This is a genomic window from Gemmata palustris (genome assembly GCF_017939745.1).
GTDB lineage: Bacteria > Planctomycetota > Planctomycetia > Gemmatales > Gemmataceae > Gemmata > Gemmata palustris.
In genome coordinates, this window is record NZ_JAGKQQ010000001.1 from 6,771,748 (window position 1) to 6,794,835 (window position 23,088).

Consider the following 23,088-nt stretch of genomic DNA (forward strand, 5'->3'; position numbering starts at 1 on the left):
CGAGGTCGTGGTCCCTTACCCGGAGCGTTTGCCGTGACAATCTGGAACCGCCGCACGATTCGGCTACTCGCTTTCCACGCGCCACTACTCCCGCTGCTCGCCAGTTGCTCGCGCCCGCAAGCGGTTGATGTGCCCGCGGACCCGCCGGCGGTGGTGCTCGCACCAACACCTGGCGCCGTCGCAAGTGCCCCCGAATCGATGCCGACGCCGGCGCAGCCCCCCGCGCCGATCCCGGCGTTCGTGTTCCCCTCGGACCTGACGGGGCAAGCGCTCCCGCGAGTCGTTGCGCCGCAAATTCCGGTGAAGCTACCCGGAGCGAGCTTCGGTACCGAGCCGAAGCCGCGCCCGGTCCCGGCCAAGATCCTCGACCCCGAAATCCGTTCGAGTCTGCGGTACGCGCTCCCACCGATTTTGCCCGCGAAGTCCACCGCGATGAAGCCCGCTGCGCCGCCGGACAAGGTGCCGGTCAACTTCGGTGCGGGTGCCAGCGTGCCCCCGAAGCCGGTGCTGCCGGTGACGGCCGTGGTCACCGAACGCGCACGCGACGTGAACGTTCCCCCGCCGGCCCCGCTCCTCGGGCGCCCGCCCGGTGACCGCGTTCCGTTCGACGACCCCACGAGCGAACTCGGGAACGCGACCATCGTTGCGGGCGGGGAAAAGGTTCCGCTGGGGGTCAGCGGGTTCCTGAGAATCACGCTGCCGGACCCGTTCGAGCTGGGTGCCCAGGTGAAGCCGAACGTCCCGCCCGCGGCCGAACCGAGCGCCGCGCCCGTCACGATCAACCCGCAGCGGGTGAAGTGAGATTCCGCCGAAGTTCGACCGGCCCGCCTCATTCAACAGATTGCAAACGTGGGCAACGATTCTGCTTTGGGTTGTGCCCTCTCCCCTTGCGGGAGAGGGTCGCCGCGCTTCGCGGCGGGGTGAGGGGTTGCTCCCACACCCTGGAACCACCCCTCACCCGGTTCGCAAAGCCTCACCACCCTCTCCCGCAAGGGGAGAGGGCACAACCAAAAACGCTGGCGCCTGCGTTTGCAATTCGTTGATTGAACGGGCCGGTTGCGTTGTCAGGCGCTGGCCCGCGCGTGCGAATGCGAGCGCCTCTGGCGTGTTACGGCGCCACGCGCGCCGGTTCCCTTCTGTTCGCACTTCCGCGCCGCAAATAAGCTAACGGCTTCTCGCCGCACACGTACCCTCCCGGAGATTCTGTCAATGGCCAAGATCAAGGTGAAGAACCCCGTCGTCGAGATGGACGGCGACGAGATGACCCGCATCATCTGGCAGAAGATCCGCGAAAAACTCATCCTGCCGTACCTCGACATCGACCTCAAATACTACGACCTCGGGATGGAGCACCGCGACGCGACCGACGACAAGGTGACGTTCGACTCCGCCGAGGCCACGAAGAAGTACGGCGTCGCGGTGAAGTGCGCGACCATCACCCCGGACGAGGCCCGCGTCAAGGAGTTCAACCTGAAGCGGATGTACCCGTCGCCCAACGGCACCATCCGCAACATCCTCAACGGCACCATCTTCCGCGAGCCGATCATCTGCGCGAACGTGCCGCGGCTCGTGAAGCACTGGGACAAGCCCGTCGTGGTCGCGCGCCACGGGTTCGGCGACCAGTACAAGGCGAGCGAGATCCTGTTCCCCGGCGCGGGCACGGTGAAGCTCACCTACACCCCGGCCGACGGCGGACCGGCGATCGAGAAGGAAGTGTTCAAGGCGCCCGGCGGTGGCGTGACGCTCGCGATGTACAACCTCGACGACAGCATCCGCGGGTTCGCGCGGGCGTGCTTCAACTACGGGCTCGGCCGCGACTATCCCGTGTACCTCTCGACCAAGAACACCATCCTGAAGGTGTACGACGGCCGGTTCAAGAACCTGTTCCAGGAGGTGTTCGATACCGAGTTCAAGGCGCAGTTCGACGCCAAGAAGCTCACCTACGAGCACCGGCTGATCGACGACATGGTGGCCGCCAATATGAAGTGGAACGGCGGCTACTTGTGGGCGTGCAAGAACTACGATGGCGACGTGCAGAGCGACACCGTGGCCCAGGGGTACGGCTCGCTCGGCTTGATGACCAGCGTGTTGACGACGCCGGACGGCAAGACGGTCGAAGCGGAAGCCGCCCACGGCACCGTGACGCGGCACTACCGCGAGCACCAGAAGGGCAAGCCGACGAGCACGAACCCGATCGCGTCGATCTACGCCTGGACCCGCGGGCTGATCTATCGCGGCAAGATGGACGACACGCCGGACGTGGTGAAGTTCGCGGAGACGGTGGAGAAGGTCTGCGTCGACATGGTCGAGAGCGGCAAGATGACGAAGGATCTCGCGATCCTCATCAGCGACAAGACGCCGTACCTGACCACCGAGCAGTACCTCGACGCGGTGGACGCGGAGCTGAAGAAGCGGATGGGGTAACGGAAGCGGGCGCGCCCGGTCCTCACGAGGGGCCGGGCGCGGGAACCACTTCAGCACGGCCTTATGTGGGGAACGGCGTGGACGATTTCCGCACGATGGCCCGCAACCCCGAGTTCCGCCGCAAGTTCGAGAAACTACTGTACCTCGCGGCCCTGCGCGGCGACGCCGATCTCGTCGCGGAGCGGCTGTCGTGGGGCATCGACCCCAACTGCCGCTCCGCCAAAGGCATCACCCCGCTCATCGCCAACATTCGCAGTTCGTGCCCCAGTATCGCAACGGTACGGGCACTTCTAACCCACGGCGCTGATCCCAACGCGACCGACGGCGCCGGTCTGACCGCACTCGATTACGCCCGGCGCAAGCTGATACGTCTGCGAGCCAAACGGCGGAAACCGCGCAAGTCGCCCTCACTCGACGAAAACAACCAACTTCAACTGAGCACTGGGGAGCAAGCCGAACTGGACCGAATGCGCCAAGAACTGCCCGACGCGGACCCCGAGTTCTTCCGCATCTGGTGGCAAGAGCGGCTCCGCGCCGCCCACCGCGTGTTCAACGACCCGGACCAAGTGGAACAAATCGTGTCCGCGCTCGAAGCGGCTTGCGGTTAAGAGCGACAGGCGAACGGCCGGTGTGAGCCGGCCGGTGAAAGCAGTGGGCCATCATTGTGCTCGCCACTCACCGGCCGGCTCACACCGGCCGTTCGCCTGTCAATGGCGAAGCGTTCGACAGGATTGAGGAAAGCCGCGCACGTCAACTCTTGATCCGGTTGATCCTGTAAATCCTGTCAAAAGCTCTTTTGCTCACGCCGGCCGTTTGTCAAAGCACTCACTTATCGCGCGAGAAGTATTCGGTTTTGGCGTACACGCTGAGGATTGTGTCGCCGACCTCGAAGAAGGTGCCCTCCTTCTCGTCCTTCGAGAACGCGAGGTCCGGGTACTTGCCGGCCAGCACGTCCGCCGATTGTGCCTTCGCTTCCACTTCGTCGGGCAACAGACCGGTTGCGCCCACGTAGAAGACGAGCGCGCTGAGCTTCTCCGCGAACAGCGCGTCGGACCGGGCGTCGAGCTTCTTGCGGGCGTCGGCGAGCGCCTCCACGAACTCCTTGCGCCCGGGCTGTTTGCCCTTCGCGCGGTCCTTCACGATCGCGGCGAGCTTGTCCGCCCCCGCGCCTTCGAGGATCTTCACCACAGCCCCGTTCGGGCGCAGCCCGAGAAAATCATCGAAGAGCGCCTTCATGAAGTCATCGACCTTCGTCACCTTCGTCTTCGCCGAGAGCGTCTTGTGCTTGTAGGTCAGGTTCCCATCAAGCACGTCCTCGAACGCCGGCTTCTCCATCGGTTTGCCGTCCGCGCCGACCACTTCGTACATGCGGTCCAGGAACTTGTTCGCGCTGTGCAGCTTCGAGAGGTTCAGGATGTGCTTGCTGCCGACGTCGATCTTGTAGCTCGTGCGGGTGTCCACGCTGCCATCGGAGAGCGCGTCTTCGAGCTTCGCATAGGGGTTGGTCGTCGGGAAATTGAGGAACAGGCTTTTCGAGAGATAGTGTTTCTTCAATTCCTCGACCTGCTCCGGCGCGAGGTCGGCCGCTTCTTCCTTGAGGTGCGCCCCGCACAGGCTGGAGAGCACCTTGAGCCGGGCGAGTTCGTCGAACACGCCGCCGAGTTCCACCGTGCCCTCGAACGGCGGCACGATCGGGAGCTGGTCGAGCCGCAGCGTGTATTCCTGGTCCTTGTCGTACTTCGTCGCAGGGGTCCCGTCGAGTTCGATCACGCCCTCGTTCATCAGTTTGTCGAACAGTGACTTGTCCGAAATCTTGACCTTGAGGAACGGCACCGTGAGTTCGCCGTCACCCACGAGCGTGTAGTTGTTGAACGTGCTGAGAGTGTCGAGCTTGATCCCCGCGACCTCGGTGATCGGCGCGCCGCCCGCGGCGGGCACGAGCCGCACCTTGCGCGTGAGCATCATGTTCATCGTCGCGGTGTTCCGGTTCACGTCGAACGACGAGATCGGCAGATACGTGTCCTCGTTCACGAACTCGGTCTTGAGCGTCGGCTCGGTCACGGTGCCGTCGTCGTTGCGCACGCCCGGGATGCGCTTCAGCCCGCGCCGGACATAAACCTCTTGCAGCGCCTGCCGGTTGATGACGAAGTTCCCGCGGTTCGCATCGAGCAGGTTGATGAGCACCAGGAACGGGATCTTCTTGTTGACTGGAACCTGATCGAGAACGGTGTGCGTGCTCAGTTGGCCCGGATCGGAGAGCATGAGCGCATCGAGATCCTGCGCCATCGCCGCGACTTGATTGTTCGTGAGTGCCCGGGCGTGCGCGCCGACGAGTGTGGCGTCGAACGTGCTGCCGAGCGCGTACTTCGCGGTGTTCAGGTTGCCTTCGCCCAAATTGCCCTTCGCGAACGCGAACACCGCCTCGCTCGTCTGCTCCACGGGCACGTCGAGCTTGTCGTACTCGGCTTTCGTGAGTTTCCGGTATTTGTAAACGATCGCGTCGTCTTCGGACTTCAGCCCGCGAATGGAGAGCGTGCTCGTGGTGCCGTTCACGCGGCCCGCGCCGCGCGACACAAACACCTGATAATCGTAGTCGCCGAGCGGCACCTCGATGGGCGGCGTCACGGAGCTACCGAGCGTCTTCGTGGAGTTGTAGAGCGACGAGTACACCGCGCCGATGTCACCCGCTTTGATGCAGGCCCCGCTCCCTGCGTTCGCCACCCGCGAGAGCAACCGGAAGTCGGTGTAATTGCCGTAAGCGAGCGTGTTCACGAACACGTCCTTGCCGCTCATGTCGTCGCACAACTTGATGAGCGCGGTCGCCTCGGAGTTGGACGAGGGGTCGTTGGCGTAGCCGTCGGTGTGGATCGTGATCGCAGTTAACTCGCCGGCCTTCACCTTCTCGGACGCCATGCGCAGCCCCTGCGAAATGCAGGTCGCGCACGAGGTGCGGATCGACTTGATGTCCTTCTGGTACTTCGAGTCCTTCTTCATGATCTCGCGGATCGGCACGCGCTCGAAGTGGCATGTCACGTCGCCCGCGCTGGAGTACGAAATGAGCGTGACGAGCAGGTTGTACTGGGCGTACTCATCAAGCGTCAGAATCTTCAGCAGCGTCTCTTTGGTCGCCGCGAGGTCGGAGTACATCGACCCGGACCGGTCCACGACGATGACGCTGTGCGCGACCGATTTCGCGCTCCCCGCGGATTCGTCGCGTTCGAGTTCGACCGGTTCCACGAGGTAGTAGCCGCGCGGTTGGCCGAGCAAGTTGAACAGCGTGAACTTGCTCCGCGTGTTGATGCGCGCGAGTTCGGTGGCCGGGGCCAGTGCTGGTGTGCCGGGAGTCACTTTCGCTTTGGTCGTCTTCGGCTTGGCCGCCGGCTTTTTGGGTGCAGCGGCTTTGGGGGTGGTGCTTTTGGTGGCCGCGGTTTTGGCCATTGGTTCCTCGCTGAAGCAGGTGAGAGGTTCGACGCCGCCAATTTAGCTTGTTGGGAGCCGAATCGGGAGCGTTTATTTGTGAAGTTGGGGTGGAGTGTACCGAGTGTAACGCGGGGTATACAGGTGGGTAGTTTTGGCTTCCGGCGCGTGGGGCAGCGGCACACATTTGAACGTTCCGAATACCACATAACGAACGCACGCGCACCTCGCCCACTCGCGCCGGTTCTGAATCGGTTGCGGCCCCTTCCCGTTCCTGTGGCACGCGAGCGCCTCGGCCGCGCCGTGAACCCGGCTGTCCTGTGATGGGTCAACTGGTAAAGTAACCCACGTGAATTACAGCAAAAGGGGCGTTTGTCATGCCGTTCGAGAAGGTCGAATCATCGGTCGATTTCCCATCCCTGGAGCGCATGATCCTGCAGTTTTGGGACGACAACGCGATCTTCGAGAAGCGGAAGGCCCTCAACGCCGGCAAGCCGACATGGAGCTTTCTCGACGGCCCGATTACGGCCAACAACCCGATGGGCGTTCACCACGCTTGGGGGCGCACCTACAAGGACTTGTACAACCGCTACTTCGCGATGGCCGGGCACGAACTCCGGTACCAGAACGGGTTCGACTGTCAGGGGTTGTGGGTCGAGGTCGAGGTCGAAAAGTCGCTCGGGCTGAAGAGCAAGCGCGACATCGAGAACCTCGTCCCCGGTGACCCGGAAGCGAGCATTGACAAGTTCGTGCAGGCGTGCAAGGACCGCGTTAATCAGTTCGCGCGCGTGCAAACGGAACAGACCATCCGGCTCGGCAACTGGATGAACTGGGACCGCACCGACGCGGACTGGGCCAAGACCCCGGACGAGCGCAAGTCGTACTTCACGATGAGCGAGGAGAACAACTACACGATCTGGTCGTTCCTCAAGAAGTGCTTCTGCAAGGGGCTGATCGGCCGCGGGTACGACGTGATGCCGTGGTGCGGGCGCTGCGGCGTCGGGATCTCCGAACAGGAGATGAAAGAGGGGTACAAGCTCGTCGAGCACCGCGCCTGCTTCGTGAAGTTCCCGCTTAAGGGGCGCGAGAAGGAAAACCTCCTCGTATGGACCACCACGCCGTGGACGCTCACGAGCAACGTGGGCGCCGCGATCAACCCCGAACTCACGTACCTCAAGGTCAAACTGAAGGGCGAGATCTACTACGTCGCCAAAGGTGCGTTCAAGCTGAACCGCATGGAGGGGAGCGGCGGTGAGGGCGGGGACGATGAGGAAGAAGGCGGTTCCAAGAAGACGCGCCCGTGGTTGAAGGAGGTGCCGAACCTCGTCACCATCGAGCAGCACTTCAAGGTGAAAGCCGGTAAGGGCGACAGCTACGAGATCGTCGGCGAAGTGAAGGGGAGCGACCTGCTCGGTTGGGAGTACGTCGGCCCGTTCGACGATCTTCCCGCACAGAACCACGAGTACGGGTACCCGGAAGAAGTCGCGAAGATCACGAAGCAAAGCGGCGAGTGGAAGCCAGTGACCGCAGTGCAGGCGCACCGCGTCATCGACGGCGGTAAGGACGTGACCGAAACCGAGGGCACCGGCATCGTCCACACCGCGCCGGGGTGTGGTGCGATCGACTACCAGTGGGGCAAGGAAAACGGCCTTCCGCCGGTCGCACCGATCGGGGACGACGGTGTGTTCGTTCCGGGCTTTGGTTCTCTTACTGGCAAGAACGCGGTCGAACCCAGTACCGCCGACGCTGTATTCGAGCAACTCAAGGCGAACGACCGCTTGTTCGCGACGGAGCGCTACGTCCACCGCTACCCGCACTGTTGGCGGTGCAAGACGGAGTTGCTCTACCGGCTCGTCGATGAGTGGTTCATCCACATGGGGCCGAAGGGTGAGCGCGTCAACGACGAGTGGACCTACCCGCGCGACGACAAGGGATCGTTTCGCGGCGACATCGCCGAAGTCGTTCGCAAGGTCACGTTCCTGCCCGAATCCATCAGCGGGCAGAAGCGCGAACTCGACTGGCTCGGGAACATGGGCGACTGGATGATCTCCAAGAAGCGCTATTGGGGGCTCGCGCTCCCGATCTGGGTGGACGAGAACGACCCGACGCAGTACGAGGTGATCGGCAGTTACCAGGAATTGAAAGAGCGCGCGGTCGAGGGCTGGGCGGAGTTCGAGGGGCACACCCCACACCGCCCCTGGATCGACCGCGTGAAGATCCGAAGCAAGTCCGGGAGCTTGATGTCCCGCGTGCCGGACGTGGGGAACCCGTGGCTGGACGCGGGCATCGTGGGGTTCTCCACGCTGAAGTACAACACCGACCGCGCGTACTGGGACAAATGGTACCCCGCGGACTTCATCACGGAGAGTTTCCCCGGCCAGTTCCGGAACTGGTTCTACGCGCTACTGGCACTGTCCACGATGATGAGCGACGGCAAGCCGCCGTTCAAAACGCTGCTCGGGCACGGCAACGTGCGCGACCAGTACGGGCACGAGATGCACAAGACCGCGGGGAACTCCATTGAGTTCATCGCGGCGGCCGATCGGGGTGGAGATATCACGGACCCCAAGGGTAACAAATTGCCCTTTAACGCGATCGGCGCGGACGTGATGCGCTGGCTGTACGCCCGGCAGAGCCCGGCCGCGAACCTCAACTTCGGCCCGGAACCGGCGAACGACGTGCGCTCGCGCGTGTTCTTCAAGTTGTGGAACACCTACGCGATGTTCTGCAACTACGCGATCGGCGACGGCTTCGACCCGGCCGCGCCGCAAGTACCGGTCGCGGAGCGCCAGGACATCGACCGCTGGCTGCTCTCGAACCTTCAGTTGCTCGTCAAGGACGCGCGGGCCGCGTACTCCGCGTATGACGTGATGACGTTCGCGCTGAAGGCCGAGGAGTTCATTGAGGGCGATCTCTCGAACTGGTACGTTCGGCGCAATAAGGACCGGCTGCACAGTAAGAACGCCGACCTCGATACCGCCGGCCTCAAGGACAAGAGCGCCGCGTACCAGACGCTCTACGCGACGCTCAAAACGCTGTGCAAGCTGATGGCGCCGTGCGTGCCGTTCATCACAGAAGTGATGTGGAAGAACCTGCGCTTGCCCACTGATCCGGAGAGCGTTCACCTGAGCGACTTCCCGGTTGCGGAAGACGCACTCGGTGACGTGGCCCTCTCGGAAGACATGCGGGCCGTTCAGCGGGTGATCTCGCTCGGCCTCGCCGCGCGCCAGCAAGCCAAACTTAACGTGCGTCAACCGCTCGCAAAACTGGTGGTGGCGCCGTCGCTGGTGAAGGACAAAACCGGTGCTCTGTTGGGCGACGCGGACAGGCGGGCAGTCGAGCGCTTCCGGGATCTGATCCTCGACGAACTGAACGTGAAGGTCGTCCGCCTGCACGACCCGGCTACCGGTTCGCTGCTCACTGCGAGCGTGCAACTCAACAAGAAGGTGGCCGGGAGTAAGTTCGGTCCCAAGCTCAAGGAGGCCGAAGAGACGCTCGCGAAGCAAGACCCGACAGAATTCGCGTCGCGCCTCGATCGCGGTCCGGTGGAGTTGGTTGGCGTGTCGCTGGACAAGGCCGACTTCAACATCACGTTCGCGGCTGAGGCAGGTTGGGCCGGCGTTGCGGACCGCGGTACGCAGGTCGCGATCAGCACGACGATCACGGAAGAACTGAAGCTCGAAGGGCTAGCACGCGACGTGGTGCGTCAGATCCAGAACGCCCGCAAAGACGCGAAGCTCGACCTGCTCGACAAGATTGCGCTTCACCTGTCGGCGGACGCTCCGGATCTCGCGAAGGCGCTGGCCGAACACCGGCAAACCATCGCGACCGCGGTACAGGCGACGCAGTGGAGCGACGCCCCGCTCAGCGGCGCGGATGTCCACACCGCGACCGTGAAGATCGACGGCCAACCGCTCGTGATCGCGTTGCGGAAAGTGTGACTTCCCTTACTACACTGCGACGCGGATAATGGAGTGCCATGAGCGATTCGCCCGAACGAATGGTCGCAATGGTCGTCCGCGTCGCGTCCCCCGGGTCGCCCGCGTTCCAGTTGCGTAAAGGCGAACAAGGGATCTCGGTTTTCGACCCGGCCGCGGTCGATCCGTTGCTTTCCGAAGACGAGATTCTCGCTGCATTTCGTCCCGGAAGCATCGTGATTTATCGAAGCGTGGCCGTCATTGAGGAGCACGGGTTGCAACTGGAGCACACGCCCGGCGCGGAATCGCTCCCGGAACGGCTACGAACCGCCCACCGCGAAATCGGACCGGGAGTCGGGATGGATCGCCCCGCGTTCAAGGTCGCGTTACGAAACCTGGAGTAAGCCATGTCGATTCAACTCGCGGCCGAGGTAGAGGTTCCCCAGGCGCTACTTGAAGCGATCGCTTCCCTTCCCGTTGCGCGCGATGTGATGCATTGTGGGACTACGTTTACGGCCTCGCCGTTTGATATCTACGCGACGTGCCCGGTCTGCCGGACGCGCCTCAAGCTCCGGTCGTTCGGTGCGGTCGCGGAGGTCCAAGATGTTTTCGATGCTGTGTTCGCGTGGATGAACCAACCCGGTGCGGCTGAAGTGGCACGGAAGCGCCAAGAAGAGGTTGCCGAAGACGCTGACTGAAGCCGCGAACCCCGACCTGCGCCACGAAAAAGTCGAAGGTCATAAAGTCGAAGACTTCCCAAATGGGTGTCTTCGACTTTATGACCTTCGACTTTACGACTTTCGACTATTTAGCTACTTCGCCCCGGCCGTCGCCACGCCCGTCGGGGTGAGCGTCACCGTTGCGGTTTCGCCCGCGCGCACCACGACCGATTCGGTCACGCGCTCGGTGCGGCCTTCGCGCACCACTTCCGCCGTCAGTTCGTAGCGGTAGGTCTGGCCCGGTTGCAGGGCCGGTGTGCGGAACGTGCGCACCGCGCCGGTGCCGGTAGCGGCCGTGCCGTTAAACAGCAGCGTCGCGTCCGCCGGGAGCGTCACCGAGACGCGCCCCTCGGCCTTTTCGGGCTTCTTGTCTTCTTTCGTTGCGGGCTTCGGTTCTTCCTTCGGCCCGCTGCTGACAGGGGCGCCCGAGGACGGTTGAGCCGCTTCTTGGGGCCAGTTATAGTGCCCGCCCGGTCCGCAGTAGGCGTAGCTCGCGTGCCCGCCGCCCGCCACCCAGTTCGAGTACGGCCCCTGGCTGTAGTTGTAATAGGCGTACCACGGGTAGTACCACGCATGTTTGTACGTGTTCGTGTACCACCCCGGCGGCGTGACGCACGGCCAGGTGACCGAGGTCGGGTACGCTCCACCCAGGTGCCTTTGCTGCGCGCTCGCGCTATCCGCCGACCCCATGACCCCGCCGGCCGCGAGTGCGGCCAGCAGCAATAGCCGTTGCATGAGACTTCTCCGGTGTCAGTCCGTGTTGGAATCCTGCCCCACCAATCGGATTCTGCGCCACAGGCGCCCGTGTTCAACCCATACTCTCCACGGTTCCCAGGTTCCCGGGTGCCGGACATAGGGGTTAACACTCTGGCGCCGATTGCGGTTAGCTCCGGGAGCGATAAAACACGGGAAGAAACTCCAGGTTCCCCGTTCCGGGTTCTCGGTCGGGAGCTGCACGATGCGGCTTCCCGACCGAGAACCCGGAACCCGGGACCGATGGGGCGCGAAACTCGGAGCAGACATGACCACGACCGCCGGCCGGCTCGCCGACATCCGCGATAAGGTGTACTCGGGCACGCGGCTCACGTTCGACGACGGGCTGTTTCTCGACCAGAACGCGGACCTGTTCGTGCTCGGCGAACTCGCGAACTTCGTGCGCGAGAAGAAGAACGGGAACGTCACCTATTACAACGTGAACCAGCACCTGAACCCGACGAACGTGTGCGTGTATCGGTGCGCGTTCTGCTCGTTCCGGGCCGACCTGAAATCGCCCAACGGGTACGTGATGAGCGACGAGCAGATCCTCCAGCGTGCGCGCGAGGCCAGCACGCAGGGGGCCACCGAACTGCACATCGTCGGCGGGCTGCACCACTTGCTGCCCTACGAGTGGTACCTGAATATCATCCGCAGCATTCACGAGGCGTACCCCGAGTTGCACCTGAAGGCGTGGACCGCGGTGGAATGGGACTGGTTCGAGCGCATTACGAAGCGCCCCACACGCGAACTGCTCGCAGAAATGAAGGCCGCGGGCCTCGGCTCGCTCCCCGGCGGTGGGGCCGAAATCTTCCACCCCGAGGTGCGCTCGAAGTTGTGCGACTACAAAGCGGACGCGAACCAGTGGCTCCGCGTACACAAAGAGTGGCACGAACTGGGCGGCAAGTCGAACGCGACGATGCTCTACGGCCACATCGAGAAGCCCGAGCACCGCATCGACCACATGGTTCGTCTGCGCGAGCTGCAAGACGTGACGGGCGGGTTCCAGACGTTCATCCCGCTCGCGTTCCACCCGACGAACAATCCGCTGGGTCAGGGGATTCCGAAACCGAGCGGCATGACGGACCTGAAGGTTATGGCGGTGTCGCGGTTGATGCTGGATAACTTCCCGCACATCAAGGCGTACTGGCAGATGTTGACGGTGAAGGTCGCGCAGGTGGCCCAGAGCTACGGCGCGGACGACATCGATGGCACCGTCGTCCACGAAACGATCTACCACGCGGCCGGGAGCGATTCACCCCAGGAACTCACCGTGCGCGACCTGCGCCGGCTGATCGAAGAAGCGGGCCGCACCCCGGTCGAACGCGATACGCTCTACCACGAAGTCGTCCGCGACAAACCGGCTGAGAAGAAGTGGGCGACCGGTCGCAAGCTCGTGCCGCTGAACTAAGAGCCTATCCCATAACCTCGTGAATCATCACCATTCGAGTAGGTTTTGAATCCTTTTCAGGGGTTATGGGATAGGCTCTAAGTCTTCACTCAGCGGGTTGGCGCGAAGTAATAACCATCGGACGTGGGCACGAGCCGGAAGCACGGCCCGAGCGGAACGCCGAAAAGGGCGAGCGTCGGACGAATCTCGACGCTCGGCTGCACGTCGCGGGTCGCGGTGAGTGTCAGGCGAACTTTCACCGCGGCGCGCCCCACGAGGTGCATGTCGTCGAACGCGCCCGACGGGAGGAACGGGACCGTCTCGAGTAGCTGGCGGTCTAGTGGCGCGTTGGTGCCTACGAGTTCGACCCAACCCGCGCGATCTCCTCGAAACTCACCGTTAATGCTCCACGAACCCCATTTCGGGTCGTTCACGGAGCCGGACACAATAATCCGATCGCCGTTTGGAGTGAGCTTCACGTTCACTCCGCTCACCGCGAAATTCGGGCGCCCCTCCTGACGCATCGAGAGTCGCGCCCCGTCAACGACCACAGCGGGGAAGGCCTCGCTCGTCCCTGGCAGCGACGGGATCGGCGTGAGGACGTTTCCGTCGGTCGAAATCCGTAGCGTGAGTGCGGGGTTCTTCACGTGAAGTGTTGAAGGCGCGACGCGGCCGGTCACGAAATCGGCGGTGCCAATGTCCGTCGAGGCCGACGGCACGTTCAGCACCTCGGCCCGCGGATCGGCCGGGTCCATGACGCGAAAACCGAACGACGATTCGCCGTCCTGAACGCTGACCTCGGACACTTCGACCGGCATCCCGAACGCCGTGCCGAGTCGGTCCGCAACCATTGCCTTACCGCGCGACGACGACAGAAATTTGTGGACTCCGAATCGCGCTGCGCCCGTGAGCAAAAGTGCCGCGCAGCCGATCAGCACGGCCCGGCGAAACGAGAAGAATCCCATGCAAAATCTCCGCGAGAAATGCCTTCGCGGGCGACGATTTTTCGTGTAACGGACGCGGAGAGTACGTCCACAGATGATGATTAACGCGAACGCCGTGCCGACATACCGCCGGGCACGGGCGGCACAACCCGAAGTGGTGCGCAAAGCCGGAAGGCGGAACGTTTCGCTCACTTTAAAGAGCCATCACGTCACTTCTTATAGTGCACGATCGGCCCCCTACGCCGCGGCGCTGGTGGCGTTCTCCTCTTTGTCGGTTCAGTCTTCGAGCTGCTTGAGGAGATGTCGAGAAAATACCTTGAAATCAAGGCGCCTCACAGCGATTGTGCCGTGGAAATGCAGCGTAGCTGTCCTGAGCAATTAGTGCTCCCGCGGCCAGAGTCAGGTGCAACGCTGGGCTGGCCCGTGGCCGTGCTACCATAGCTGCCACCAAGGGCGCCCGGTTGCCCGGTGGAGCCACGACTCTTGGACTGCCCAGGCCGCCCGGCGGAAGTCCGGCGAATCGTTCGTGCGCGCCAGGTGGCCAAGAGCGCGGGTCAACGAGTACCCGCACTCGTCGTCGAACGGGGCCTTCTCGCCAGGTCGGATTGGTTCCCGCACCCCTGATGCGTTGTAAATCACCTTGGCAGCGTCCTCCGCGATGCAGAGGATCGCAGCGTAGACGGCCCCACCAAGGTGGGACGCATCCTCTACCAGCGTAAGTTTGCGAACATCCGAGAAGGCGGCATGGGCGCCCCGGAACCGAGACGGGGTGCGACCGATCACGACCACGGCCCGGACCTCTTCGGGAATCGTGAGTAGGCGGGAGCAGGCCAGCTCCAAGATGTCGGCCGCCCACCCCGGCCGCAACGACTCTGGGAGTGCATCGTAGATAATCAAAGCCGCTCGGCCGATCTCACCCGCCTCCCACAACTCGCGAATAGCATCGATGTTCACGGCGGGCTGCTCGTAAGTCTGATCGACAGATTATCCAAACCTGCTTGGCTCGAAGTTCCGATCAGCTTATCTCGGCTCCGAACACGCTGCAACCGGCCGCGGTCTCCCTGGAGCAATGCGGAACGAATGAATACATTCGACTGCCAGTCTGCGGTGCGCGTTAACCCGGATTCGTGCAGCAGCGTGCGCTACGCCGCGGCGCTAGCCGGGTTCTCCTCTTCGTCGGTCCAGTCCTCGAACCGCATCGGGAGGAGGCGACTGATGCCGCTCTCCTGCATCGTCACGCCCCAGAGTCGGTCCGCCGCAGCCATCGTGCGCTTCTTGTGCGTGATGACGATGAACTGGCTGCGGTCCAGGAACTCGCGGAGCACGCCCGCGAGCCGCTGCGTGTTCGCTTCATCGAGCGCGGCGTCCACTTCGTCGAGGATGCAGAACGGCGACGGCTTGTTGCGGAAAATCGCGAGCAACAGGGCCACCGCGGTCAGGGTCTTCTCGCCGCCGGAGAGCAGCGACAGTGCCCGCAGTTCCTTGCCCGGGGGCCGCGCGGTGATCTCGATACCCGACTCGAGCACATCGGATTCGTCTTCGAGAACAATGTCGGCCTGTCCGCCGCCGAACAGTTTGCGGAACAACTCCTGGAAGTACCCGCGCACCGCGGTGAGCGTGTCCATGAACAGTTTGCGGCTGCCGCCGTTGATCTCATCAATGATCTGCTGGAGCGACTGTTGGGCCGCGTGGAGATCATTGTGTTGCGCTTGCAGCGAGTTAAATTCGCTCTCCACGCGCGTGAGTTCTTCGAGTGCCTCCATGTTCACGCTGCCGAGCCGCGCGAGTTTGCGCTTCAGCTCGTCGATTTCTTGTGGCGCGTTGAGGAGATCGGGCACGGGCGTCAGCGCGCCCTCCGCCCCGTCCTCGCTCAGCGCGGCGCCCGGATCGGGCGGTGGTTCCGGGGGCTCGTCCGTGATCTGTTGCAGTTCGATCCCGTAGTCCTCGCGAATCCGTAGAGCCACGGCATCGCGTCGGGCGCTGAGGTCGTGAACCGCGAGTTCGCGTGCGTGCGCTGCAGACTGCTTCTCTTGCCACCCGTGGCGGAGTTCGTGGAGCCGGTCGCGGACCCGCTCGCGTGCGGCCCGGTCGGTCGCGGTCTTCGCGCCGAGTTCGGCGACGAGGCGCTCGCGCGCCTCTTTTTCGTGGTACGCTTCCGCTTGTCCCGACGACGCGCGGAGCGCGGAGAGGGTGCAGTCCGCGAGCCGACCGCGTGCGTTGCGGTCCGCGGCGCTGAGATCGAAGGCTTCGATTTTCCGCTTACGAATGTCCGACTCGATTTGCGCGAGGCGGTCGCGCACGCGGTCCCGATCCGCCGCGGCGCGGCTCAGTGCGACCTGTGCGGCGGTGTGGGCCTGTTCGCGTGCGCTGCGCTCCTGGGCACCTGCGGCGAGAGCCTGCTTCACTTCCGCGAGCCGCGCTGTGAGTTGCGTCGCCGCAAGCTCGGCTTCCTCGGCTGCCATGCGCGCCGCAGTCCACGCGGCCTCGCCCTCTTGCACCTGCTGTTCGAGCAGGCGGCACTCGCCGCGGTTGAGGTCGATTTCGGCGTCCAGGTTCTCGACCTGCTGCCGCTGGCGCGCGATGCGCTGGAGCAAGTCGCCGGCTTCGTCGGAGAGGAGCGCGATTTCCGCTTCGACGGCTTCGATCACGCCCTCGGCGGATTCGGCCTGGCGCCGGAGGTCCGCGAGTTCAATTTCCGTGTCGGTGATGAGTTCGGATGTCGCGCGGAACTGTTCGCGCAACTCGCGCAACTCGCTCTTACGCGACACCAAGCCCGCTCCGGCCTTCAGCGGGCCGATGGTGAGCGTGCCGTCCGGTTCGAGCAACTCGCCGGTGCGCGTGATGATGCGGTACGCGGGGTGAAGCGCGGACATCCACCGTGCGTCCGCGAGCGTGTCCGCGAGCAGCACGCGCCCGAGCAACTGTGCGGGGAGCGCGGCGCAGTTCGGGTGATCGCACGAGACGAATTCGGCGAGCGAAGGGCCAGGGGAACCTCCCCCCCCATCCCCCCTCACTGAAGCCTGCTCCCCCTTCCCTGACAGGAGGGGGTTGTAGGGGGAACCCGCAGGGGGTTCCCCCTCATAAGGAGCGAGAGGGGCCGGGGGGGGAGGTTCCTCGCCCACCCCCGCCAATGGCACGAACCCGACGCGGCCGGTTACATCCCCCACGGCCGCGGCGACCGCGTCCACGACTTCCGGCGAGCGCACGACGAAGCGTTGTGCGGTGTCGCCGAGCGCGAGTTCGACGAGTGATGCGACCTCGCGCGGCACCGTGAGAAGATCGGCCACCAGCCCGATGATCGTCGCGGACGAGGGGTGAAGGAGCGGGGACGAATCGGCCGATTCCCCGCCCTTCATCCGGTGCATCACTTGCTGCACGCCGGCGCCGAGGCCCTCGAACGAGCGCTCCAGACCTTCGAGCACATCAATGCGCCCGCGCAAGTCGCCCTGGCGCACGCGGAAGCCTTCGAGCTGGGCTTGCACGTCGGCCAGTTGGTCGGCGAGTTGGTCGCGGTTCGTCGTGAGGGTGTCGATCTGTTCGTTCGCGTCGGCGAGTCGCGCCTGAACGTCGGCGTCGGCCTGGGAGAGCCCGTCGAGGGCGTGTGCGAGCGTCGCGCGCTGGGACGACTTGTGTTCGCGGTCCGCGAGCTTCCGCGTGTACTCTTTCTGCAAGCGGTTGACTTGCGCGAGCGTGGCCTCGGCGGTGGACTTGCTGGACGCGGACTCGCGAACCAGTTCCATCTGCTGGATCTGGTCTTCCGATTGTTCGCGGTCGAGTTCTGCGAGTTGCGCTACAATTGCGGCCAGCGCCGCGGTCACTTCGTCCGCGTGCTGCTTTTCCGCGGCCACGCGCGCCTCGGCCGTCGCGCTTTCGGTCGCGGTGCGGGCCGCGTCCGCCTCGATCACCCGCAGCCGGTAGCCCAGGTCCGCGCGCTGGCGCCCGACCTTCAGTAGCTCCGCTTCGAGGTTCTGCTCGGTGGCGCGCTCGTGCTTGAGCGTCCCCTCGAAGCCCGTAATCTGTTGCCGCGCATCGGCCAGTTTCGCTTCGTGGTGCCGTAGCGCCTCTTCGCCGCGCGTGACCGCCCAGTCGAGTTCCTTCGCCCGCAGTTCGAGGTGCTCGGCCTCGGTCGTTGCGCCGGACACTTCGACCTTGAGCGACGCGAGCGCCTCCTGCTCGGTCATCAGGGCGGCGGTGAGGGTGCGGAACTCGCGCGCGCTGAGCCCCACGCGCAGTTCGCGCAGGCGGTCCGAGTGCTCCTTGTACTTCTGGGCTTTGGCCGCCTGCATGCGCAGCGTGCGGAGCTGGCCGTCCAGGGCGTCGAGCCGGTCCTTGGAGCGCGTCAGGTTGAGTTCGACGGACGCGAGCTTGCGAAGGGTTTCGGTCTTTTTCGCCTTGAACCGGCTGATGCCGGCGGCCTCGTCGAAAATCTCGCGCCGGTCCTTCGTCGAGGCCTGCAGCAGCTCGTCGACGCGGCCCTGCGCGATGATCGTGTACCCGCCCGAGCCGGCGCCGCTCCCGAGGAGGATGTCTTTGATGTCCTTCAACCGCGACATCTGGCCGTTAATCAGGTACTCGCCGGTACCGTCGCGGTAGACGCGCCGCGTGAGTTGCACCTCGTCCGCGTCGACGGCGAGGAGCCGGCGCCCGTTGTCGAACGCGACCGTCACCTCGGCCATTCCGAGACTTTTGCGCGAACTGGAGCCGTTGAAGATCACGTCGGCCATTTCGCCGCCGCGCAGACTCTTCGCGGACTGCTCGCCCAGGATCCACCGGACCGCGTCCACGACGTTGCTCTTGCCGGACCCGTTCGGCCCGACCACGCCCGTGACCCCGGGCGCGAAATCGAACCGCGTCTTATCGGCAAAGGACTTGAAGCCAACGAGTTCCAGTCTTTTGAGCATCGCGGACCGGAAGGGGACAGAGGACAGGCGTCAGAAAACAGAGATCAGCGGTCAGAAATCAGAGGACAGAGCAAGCAGAGGACAGAGGTCAGGAAACAGAAGACAGGAACAAAAATAAACGACAGGGGCCAAAGAGCAGAAGTCAGAAGGTCGGAATCGAAGGGTGATGGCCCGTTCGGATTCAGTCTTCGGCTTTCCGCTCTCTGACCCTGTTTTCTGTTCTGTCTTCTGAACTCTGTTCTCTGTCCTCTGAGTGTTACTGTCCCCCGGCGGGCACAACGGCCGAGTCGAGGATCGGGGCGTCCGCGGCGCGCTTCGACCCGAAGAGCCGGCCCGGGTCGCGGTTGAGCGGCTGCTTCGGCAGGATCGCACCGGCCGGGGTGATGAGCGGGTCTTGCGCGGTCGGCACCTCGAAGCCGTTCGCGTCGATCGCCGGGCGCACCGTGCCGACCTTCGCCACTTCCACGTTCGCCTTCGCCAGCGTCGAATCGATCTTGGCGAACCCGCAGAGCTGCTGGATGCTCATTTCGCGCGGGACCGCCTCCGTCACGAGCGGGGCCGAGAGCACCTCCGTGCGCGAGGCCCGGCGGACCAGTTCGAGGGCCTCGGAGTACCCGCCCCCGAGGTTCGCCAGCGCGGTGAGCACCCCGCCGAGTTCCGCGGAGCAGGGGACTTCCTTCACCTCCGGCTCGCCCCCCTTGGGGCGCACGACCCGCGTCACCTTCGCGACGCCGTCGTCGGTCACGGAGACGGTGAACTCGCTGCCCACCGGCATCGGCGCCAGCGGCCCGCGGAGCTTCACGTTGTCGCCGAACACGAGGATCTCGCTGCGCCCGGTCCCGGACAGGTGAACCGCGGACGCGCCGCGCCCGCCGATGCGGTGCAGGTAGTACGACTTGTTCATCAGCGCGCCGCCGAGGGCCGGGTGCCGCTCGTCCGCGAGCCGCAGGGCGATGAACGCCCCCTGCCGCAGTTCGGCGTCGGAACTGGCGAGCATCTCCACGAGCCGGTCGGAGGCGCTCGCGTCGCTCACGGACGCCAGTGCCTTGAGGCACTGCGCGCGGAGCGCCGGGTGGTCTTCCGCGAGCCGGGCGAGTTCGGCCGCGCCGTCCGTTTGCCCGAGGTACGCGAGCGCCTCCGCCGCCGCGAAGCGCACCCACGGCGAGGCGCTTTCGAGGCCGATTTTCAGGCTCCGCCGGCAGTCGCCGCCGAGCGCTTCGAGTTTGACCGCGGCGGTGAGCGCGGTCGAGGGGTCCATCAGCTCGTCTTCGAGCTTCTGGCGGTACGCGGTCCCGGCGCGGGCCAGGTCGTATGGCACCTGGCGCGCGACGAGCAGGAACCGGTAGTGGTTGTGCCGGTACTCGGTCGGCACGTTCAACAGGATGAGTTCGCGGTTCTTGGCGTCGGCGACCTTCAGGTTCGCGTCGGCGGTCGTGTGGAACGTGCTGTTGAGGCGCTCGGCGATCGCGGCCCCGATCCGCGGGTTCTGGTCGTTCGGGTTGAGGAGCAGGTAGTACGCCCGGTTCATTGTGACGCCGGCGCCGCCGGCGATGAACCCGGCCCGGTAGAGCGTGCGCCCGTCGGCGTCGGTGTCGGCTTTTCCGGCCTTGCCGTCGTCGTCCACGAAGTTGCCGGCCACGAGCGGCCCCTGCGCCTTCGCCCACGTGTTACCCAGCAGCAGGCGCCCGCCCGGCCCGCTCGCGCTCCCGGTGTGAACCTGCGAGCTCACGTTCGCGGTCGTGTCCGACGTGACCAGCTCCGTGGTGAGCAACTCGCCCCCCTGGAGGCTCGTCGTCCGGCTGTCGCTCGGGAGCGTCACCTGAACATCGATCAGTTCGCCCTTCCGCGCGCCCGGTGGGATCAGGGCGTTGACGATGACCAGCGACGTGGTCCGGCTGGGAGCGTCGAGCAGCTCCTTGATGTTGAGCCCCTGATCCTTCTTGGATTTCTTCAGGTTATCTTCGAGCATGGTGCGCCAGATGCCCGGCGTCGCGCCGCCCCCGGTGCCGGGCAGGTTGAAGACGAGCCCGACGCCGCTGACCTGGAGCGCCTCGGTGTTGCCCACGGTCGTTTTCGACCCGATGGTGACGACCGAGTCCGGGTCGGACGGGTCCTCGCCGATCTGCGACCGGGTTTGCACCTTTTTGGCGTCGGTGCTCTTGCACCCGACCATGCCCGCCACGCCGACGGCGGCCGACCACGCGAGGAAGTTGCGCCGACTGATCCCCGCCGCGAGTTTCCACGCCCGGTTCATGCGTTGGTCCTTGTTCGTCCCGGAACGACGGCGCCCGAGTTCCCCCGAACCGGGCCGCCCCGCGAACAATGTGTTTCGATTGAGTTGCGGTAGATAGCCGCGCGAAAAGTCACGTCAAGATCAACTTGAGGGGAAAATGCGAAATGAGCGTCGAAGGTCGTAAAGTCGAAGGTCGTAAAGTCAAAGGCACACACGGCGTTAGTCTTCGACCTGACGACTTTCGACGTCGCGGCTTTTGACTTTACGACCTTCGACTTTACGACCTTCGACCCGCCTATGGGTGTTCCCACACCAGCGTGATGCGGGGGACCGGACCGGGGGTTCTGAGGCGGATGTGGTTGATGGGGTCGCGCCCGGTGGGGTCGGGGAACGAGTCAATTTTCACGTAACTGGGGTACACGCGCAGGCCCTCGAAGACGTGCAGGCTGAGGTCGACGTAGCCATCCGCGTTGGGGCGCACGTCGGTCAGTACGATCCGCTGCGCGTCGGCCGACGTCCAAACCGCGTACCCTTTCAGCACGAACGAGTGGTTCCGTGTGATCTTGAAGAGGACGACCGGCTGCCCGCCCTCGGAGAGGCGCGCGACGGCTTTCGCTGTCGGGTACTTGCCCCACCGCTCGGCGGTACTCCCCCCCCGGCACACGACCCAGCCCACGTTGTACCACTCGCAGAAGTCGGTCAGTTCCGCGTCGGTCCACTCCACGAGCGGGCGCCCGTTGAGGCGCTGGTCGGCGAGCGCGCAGTGCCCGTGCTCGATCTCCGACTCGGTATCGAGCCCGCCGAGGTACGCGCGGTTCGTGTACATCGGGAGCAGCGCGGACCAGCTCCGGCCGGACCGCGCTTCCGCATCGTCCCACAGGATGCGCGCGCTGGGGCCGGTGTGTGCATCAATCGCCGCGAGCAACTGCTGCTGTTCCGCGGTGAAGCCGAGTACGAACGGCGGGGTGTGGACGCCGGTCGCGTGGGCGAGCGGCGCGCCGGGGCCGTCCGCCCAGCCGACGGTCAACAATCCCACCGCGACGAGAACGGAGCCGACTTTGGCCGCGTGCGCGCGCCGCAAAACTTCCCACACTCCGAACGCCGCGGCCGGCGCCAGGAACGCGAGCGCGAGCGGCGCCACGCGCCCCGGGACGTCCGCGGGTACCCGCGGCCACGCCGCCGAGAGGCGCGCCGTCAGTACCGCGAGTACCGCCGCGACGAAGGCGAGCCACGCCGCGGCGCGGTGCCCCGCGGCCCACACCAGAACCAGCCCCCCGATCGCGACCAGCGGAACCACCGGCCCGCCGGGGAGCCCGGCACACAGGTTCGCGTAGTCGCCGGGGCCGCCGAGGACCTCGAACACGCCCGGCAGCGGAATGTTGTCCTCGGCCGACGGTTGCCGCAGCCACCAGTATTTGCCCCAATCCACCAGCCACCACGCATTCGGCACGATCCCGGCCGACGTGATTCCGGCGAGCCCGAGGTGCCAACCCGGTCCGTGCTGGGGGGCACAAACGAGGTAGAAGACGAGCACGATCGGGAACAGCCCGAGCCACACCAGCGGGTGCGCGTACCAGCCGATGAGGGCGAGGCCCGCCAGCACGAGACACGATTCGGGTCCGGGGTGTTTGGCGTAACGGCCGAGCCAGGGAACGAACACCGCCGCGGCCAGGCCCGCCCCGAGCAGGTCCAGTTGCCCCTCTTCCAACATGAAACGCACGGCCGGGCACCACCCGATCAGCACGCCGAAGCAGCCCGTAAGGACCGCCGCGCCCCCGGGTAACCCCGCGCCGCGCGCCGCCGCAATGAACCCGACCGGGATCAGCAGCAGGAACACGAACACGCCGAACTTGTACGCGGCGGGGCGGTACCCGCGCCCCCCGAGCAGCGCGAACAGTTCCGCCGGCCGGCTCCCGCCGTCGAACACCGGAGTTTTGGGGTACCCGGCCTGAAACGCCGGGTCGTAGCACGTGGCGGTGCGGTGGTCCCGAAACGCGCTGGCGCCCAGCGTGCCGTGGTACAGGTGGAGCGGGTGCCGCCCGGAAAGGACGGGGCGGTCGTCGGTCACGGCCGACCACTGGCGCGCCGGTCCGAAGAGGGCCAGCGCCAATCCCGCCTGGGCCACCACCACCACGGCCGCGGCCACCAGCCACGCGGGCTGTTCGCGAAATCCGTTGGTCGGTGCTTCGGTCATGAGTGCGCCTTACTCGCGGTCCTTCGAGGCGGCGGAAGGTAACCGGATTGGGGCGAATGGGGCAAGAGATGTTCCGGGGCGGATTTAAGGAGGGCGTTAGTGTGCATTTCCCAGATGACCCTCGGCATTTGACATGGCATGTGCGCCGGCACTCTGGAAATCCCAGCGTTTCCGACCATTCCCTGCCGAAATGACC

General features: G+C 65.0%; 14 protein-coding genes. 7 read left to right on the forward strand and 7 right to left on the reverse strand.

From position 1 onward, the window contains the following. The first annotated feature begins 33 nt into the window (after positions 1–33). The 3 genes from J8F10_RS28185 to J8F10_RS28195 all read left to right on the forward strand — a co-directional run bounded on the left by J8F10_RS28185 (position 34) and on the right by J8F10_RS28195 (position 3,032). Positions 34–801, forward strand: a complete 768-nt coding sequence (locus J8F10_RS28185) for a hypothetical protein (RefSeq protein ID WP_210659687.1) — start codon at positions 34–36, stop codon at positions 799–801. A gap of 408 nt (positions 802–1,209) precedes the next feature. Then, the gene (locus J8F10_RS28190; RefSeq protein ID WP_210659689.1) at positions 1,210–2,424 is read left to right on the forward strand and encodes an NADP-dependent isocitrate dehydrogenase; all 1,215 of its coding nucleotides are present in this window, start codon (positions 1,210–1,212) and stop codon (positions 2,422–2,424) included. A gap of 77 nt (positions 2,425–2,501) precedes the next feature. Continuing rightward, positions 2,502–3,032 carry an ankyrin repeat domain-containing protein gene (locus J8F10_RS28195; protein ID WP_210659691.1) on the forward strand — a complete coding sequence of 177 codons (531 nt, stop codon included), beginning with the start codon at positions 2,502–2,504 and terminating at the stop codon, positions 3,030–3,032. Between the two features lie 217 nt (positions 3,033–3,249). On the opposite strand, the gene J8F10_RS28200 is transcribed toward J8F10_RS28195, so the two are convergent. Next, a complete protein-coding gene (locus J8F10_RS28200; RefSeq protein ID WP_210659692.1) occupies positions 3,250–5,862 on the reverse strand; it encodes a vWA domain-containing protein in 2,613 nt (870 codons plus the stop codon). A gap of 356 nt (positions 5,863–6,218) precedes the next feature. Between J8F10_RS28200 and J8F10_RS28205 the strand changes: the two genes are divergently transcribed. From J8F10_RS28205 to J8F10_RS28215, 3 genes are read left to right on the forward strand one after another with little or no spacing between them, the layout of a single operon-like run. Beyond that, the gene (locus J8F10_RS28205) at positions 6,219–9,782 is read left to right on the forward strand and encodes an isoleucine--tRNA ligase (protein WP_210659693.1); all 3,564 of its coding nucleotides are present in this window, start codon (positions 6,219–6,221) and stop codon (positions 9,780–9,782) included. A gap of 38 nt (positions 9,783–9,820) precedes the next feature. Next, entirely contained in the window at positions 9,821–10,162 is a 342-nt protein-coding gene (locus J8F10_RS28210; RefSeq protein WP_210659694.1) for a hypothetical protein, read from the forward strand. A 3-nt stretch (positions 10,163–10,165) separates the two neighbouring features. After that, positions 10,166–10,456: a hypothetical protein gene (locus J8F10_RS28215; RefSeq protein ID WP_210659695.1), complete on the forward strand. Its 291-nt coding sequence runs from the start codon at positions 10,166–10,168 to the stop codon at positions 10,454–10,456. A gap of 114 nt (positions 10,457–10,570) precedes the next feature. Here J8F10_RS28215 and J8F10_RS28220 read toward each other — a convergent pair whose 3' ends face one another. Then, the gene (locus J8F10_RS28220; protein WP_210659696.1) at positions 10,571–11,212 is read right to left on the reverse strand and encodes a TIGR03000 domain-containing protein; all 642 of its coding nucleotides are present in this window, start codon (positions 11,210–11,212) and stop codon (positions 10,571–10,573) included. 286 nt (positions 11,213–11,498) lie between these two features. On the opposite strand from J8F10_RS28220, the gene mqnE reads away from it, so the two are divergent. Beyond that, complete coding sequence (gene mqnE, locus J8F10_RS28225; protein WP_210659697.1) at positions 11,499–12,641, forward strand: aminofutalosine synthase MqnE; 1,143 nt, start codon at positions 11,499–11,501, stop codon at positions 12,639–12,641. Positions 12,642–12,730: 89 nt separating this feature from the next. On the opposite strand, the gene J8F10_RS28230 is transcribed toward mqnE, so the two are convergent. The 5 genes from J8F10_RS28230 to J8F10_RS28250 form a co-directional block, all read right to left on the reverse strand. After that, positions 12,731–13,585, reverse strand: a complete 855-nt coding sequence (locus J8F10_RS28230) for a hypothetical protein (RefSeq protein WP_210659698.1) — start codon at positions 13,583–13,585, stop codon at positions 12,731–12,733. 411 nt (positions 13,586–13,996) lie between these two features. Beyond that, complete coding sequence (locus J8F10_RS28235; protein WP_210659699.1) at positions 13,997–14,518, reverse strand: hypothetical protein; 522 nt, start codon at positions 14,516–14,518, stop codon at positions 13,997–13,999. 188 nt (positions 14,519–14,706) lie between these two features. Beyond that, on the reverse strand, positions 14,707–18,465 hold the full coding sequence (locus J8F10_RS28240; protein WP_210659700.1) for an AAA family ATPase: 3,759 nt from the start codon (positions 18,463–18,465) through the stop codon (positions 14,707–14,709). A 256-nt stretch (positions 18,466–18,721) separates the two neighbouring features. Further along, positions 18,722–20,719 (reverse strand): flagellar basal body P-ring protein FlgI, encoded by a 1,998-nt coding sequence (locus J8F10_RS28245; RefSeq protein WP_210659701.1) that lies wholly within the window; start codon positions 20,717–20,719, stop codon positions 18,722–18,724. Positions 20,720–20,993: 274 nt separating this feature from the next. Next, entirely contained in the window at positions 20,994–22,892 is a 1,899-nt protein-coding gene (locus J8F10_RS28250; protein WP_210659702.1) for a hypothetical protein, read from the reverse strand. Positions 22,893–23,088: the final 196 nt, after the last annotated feature.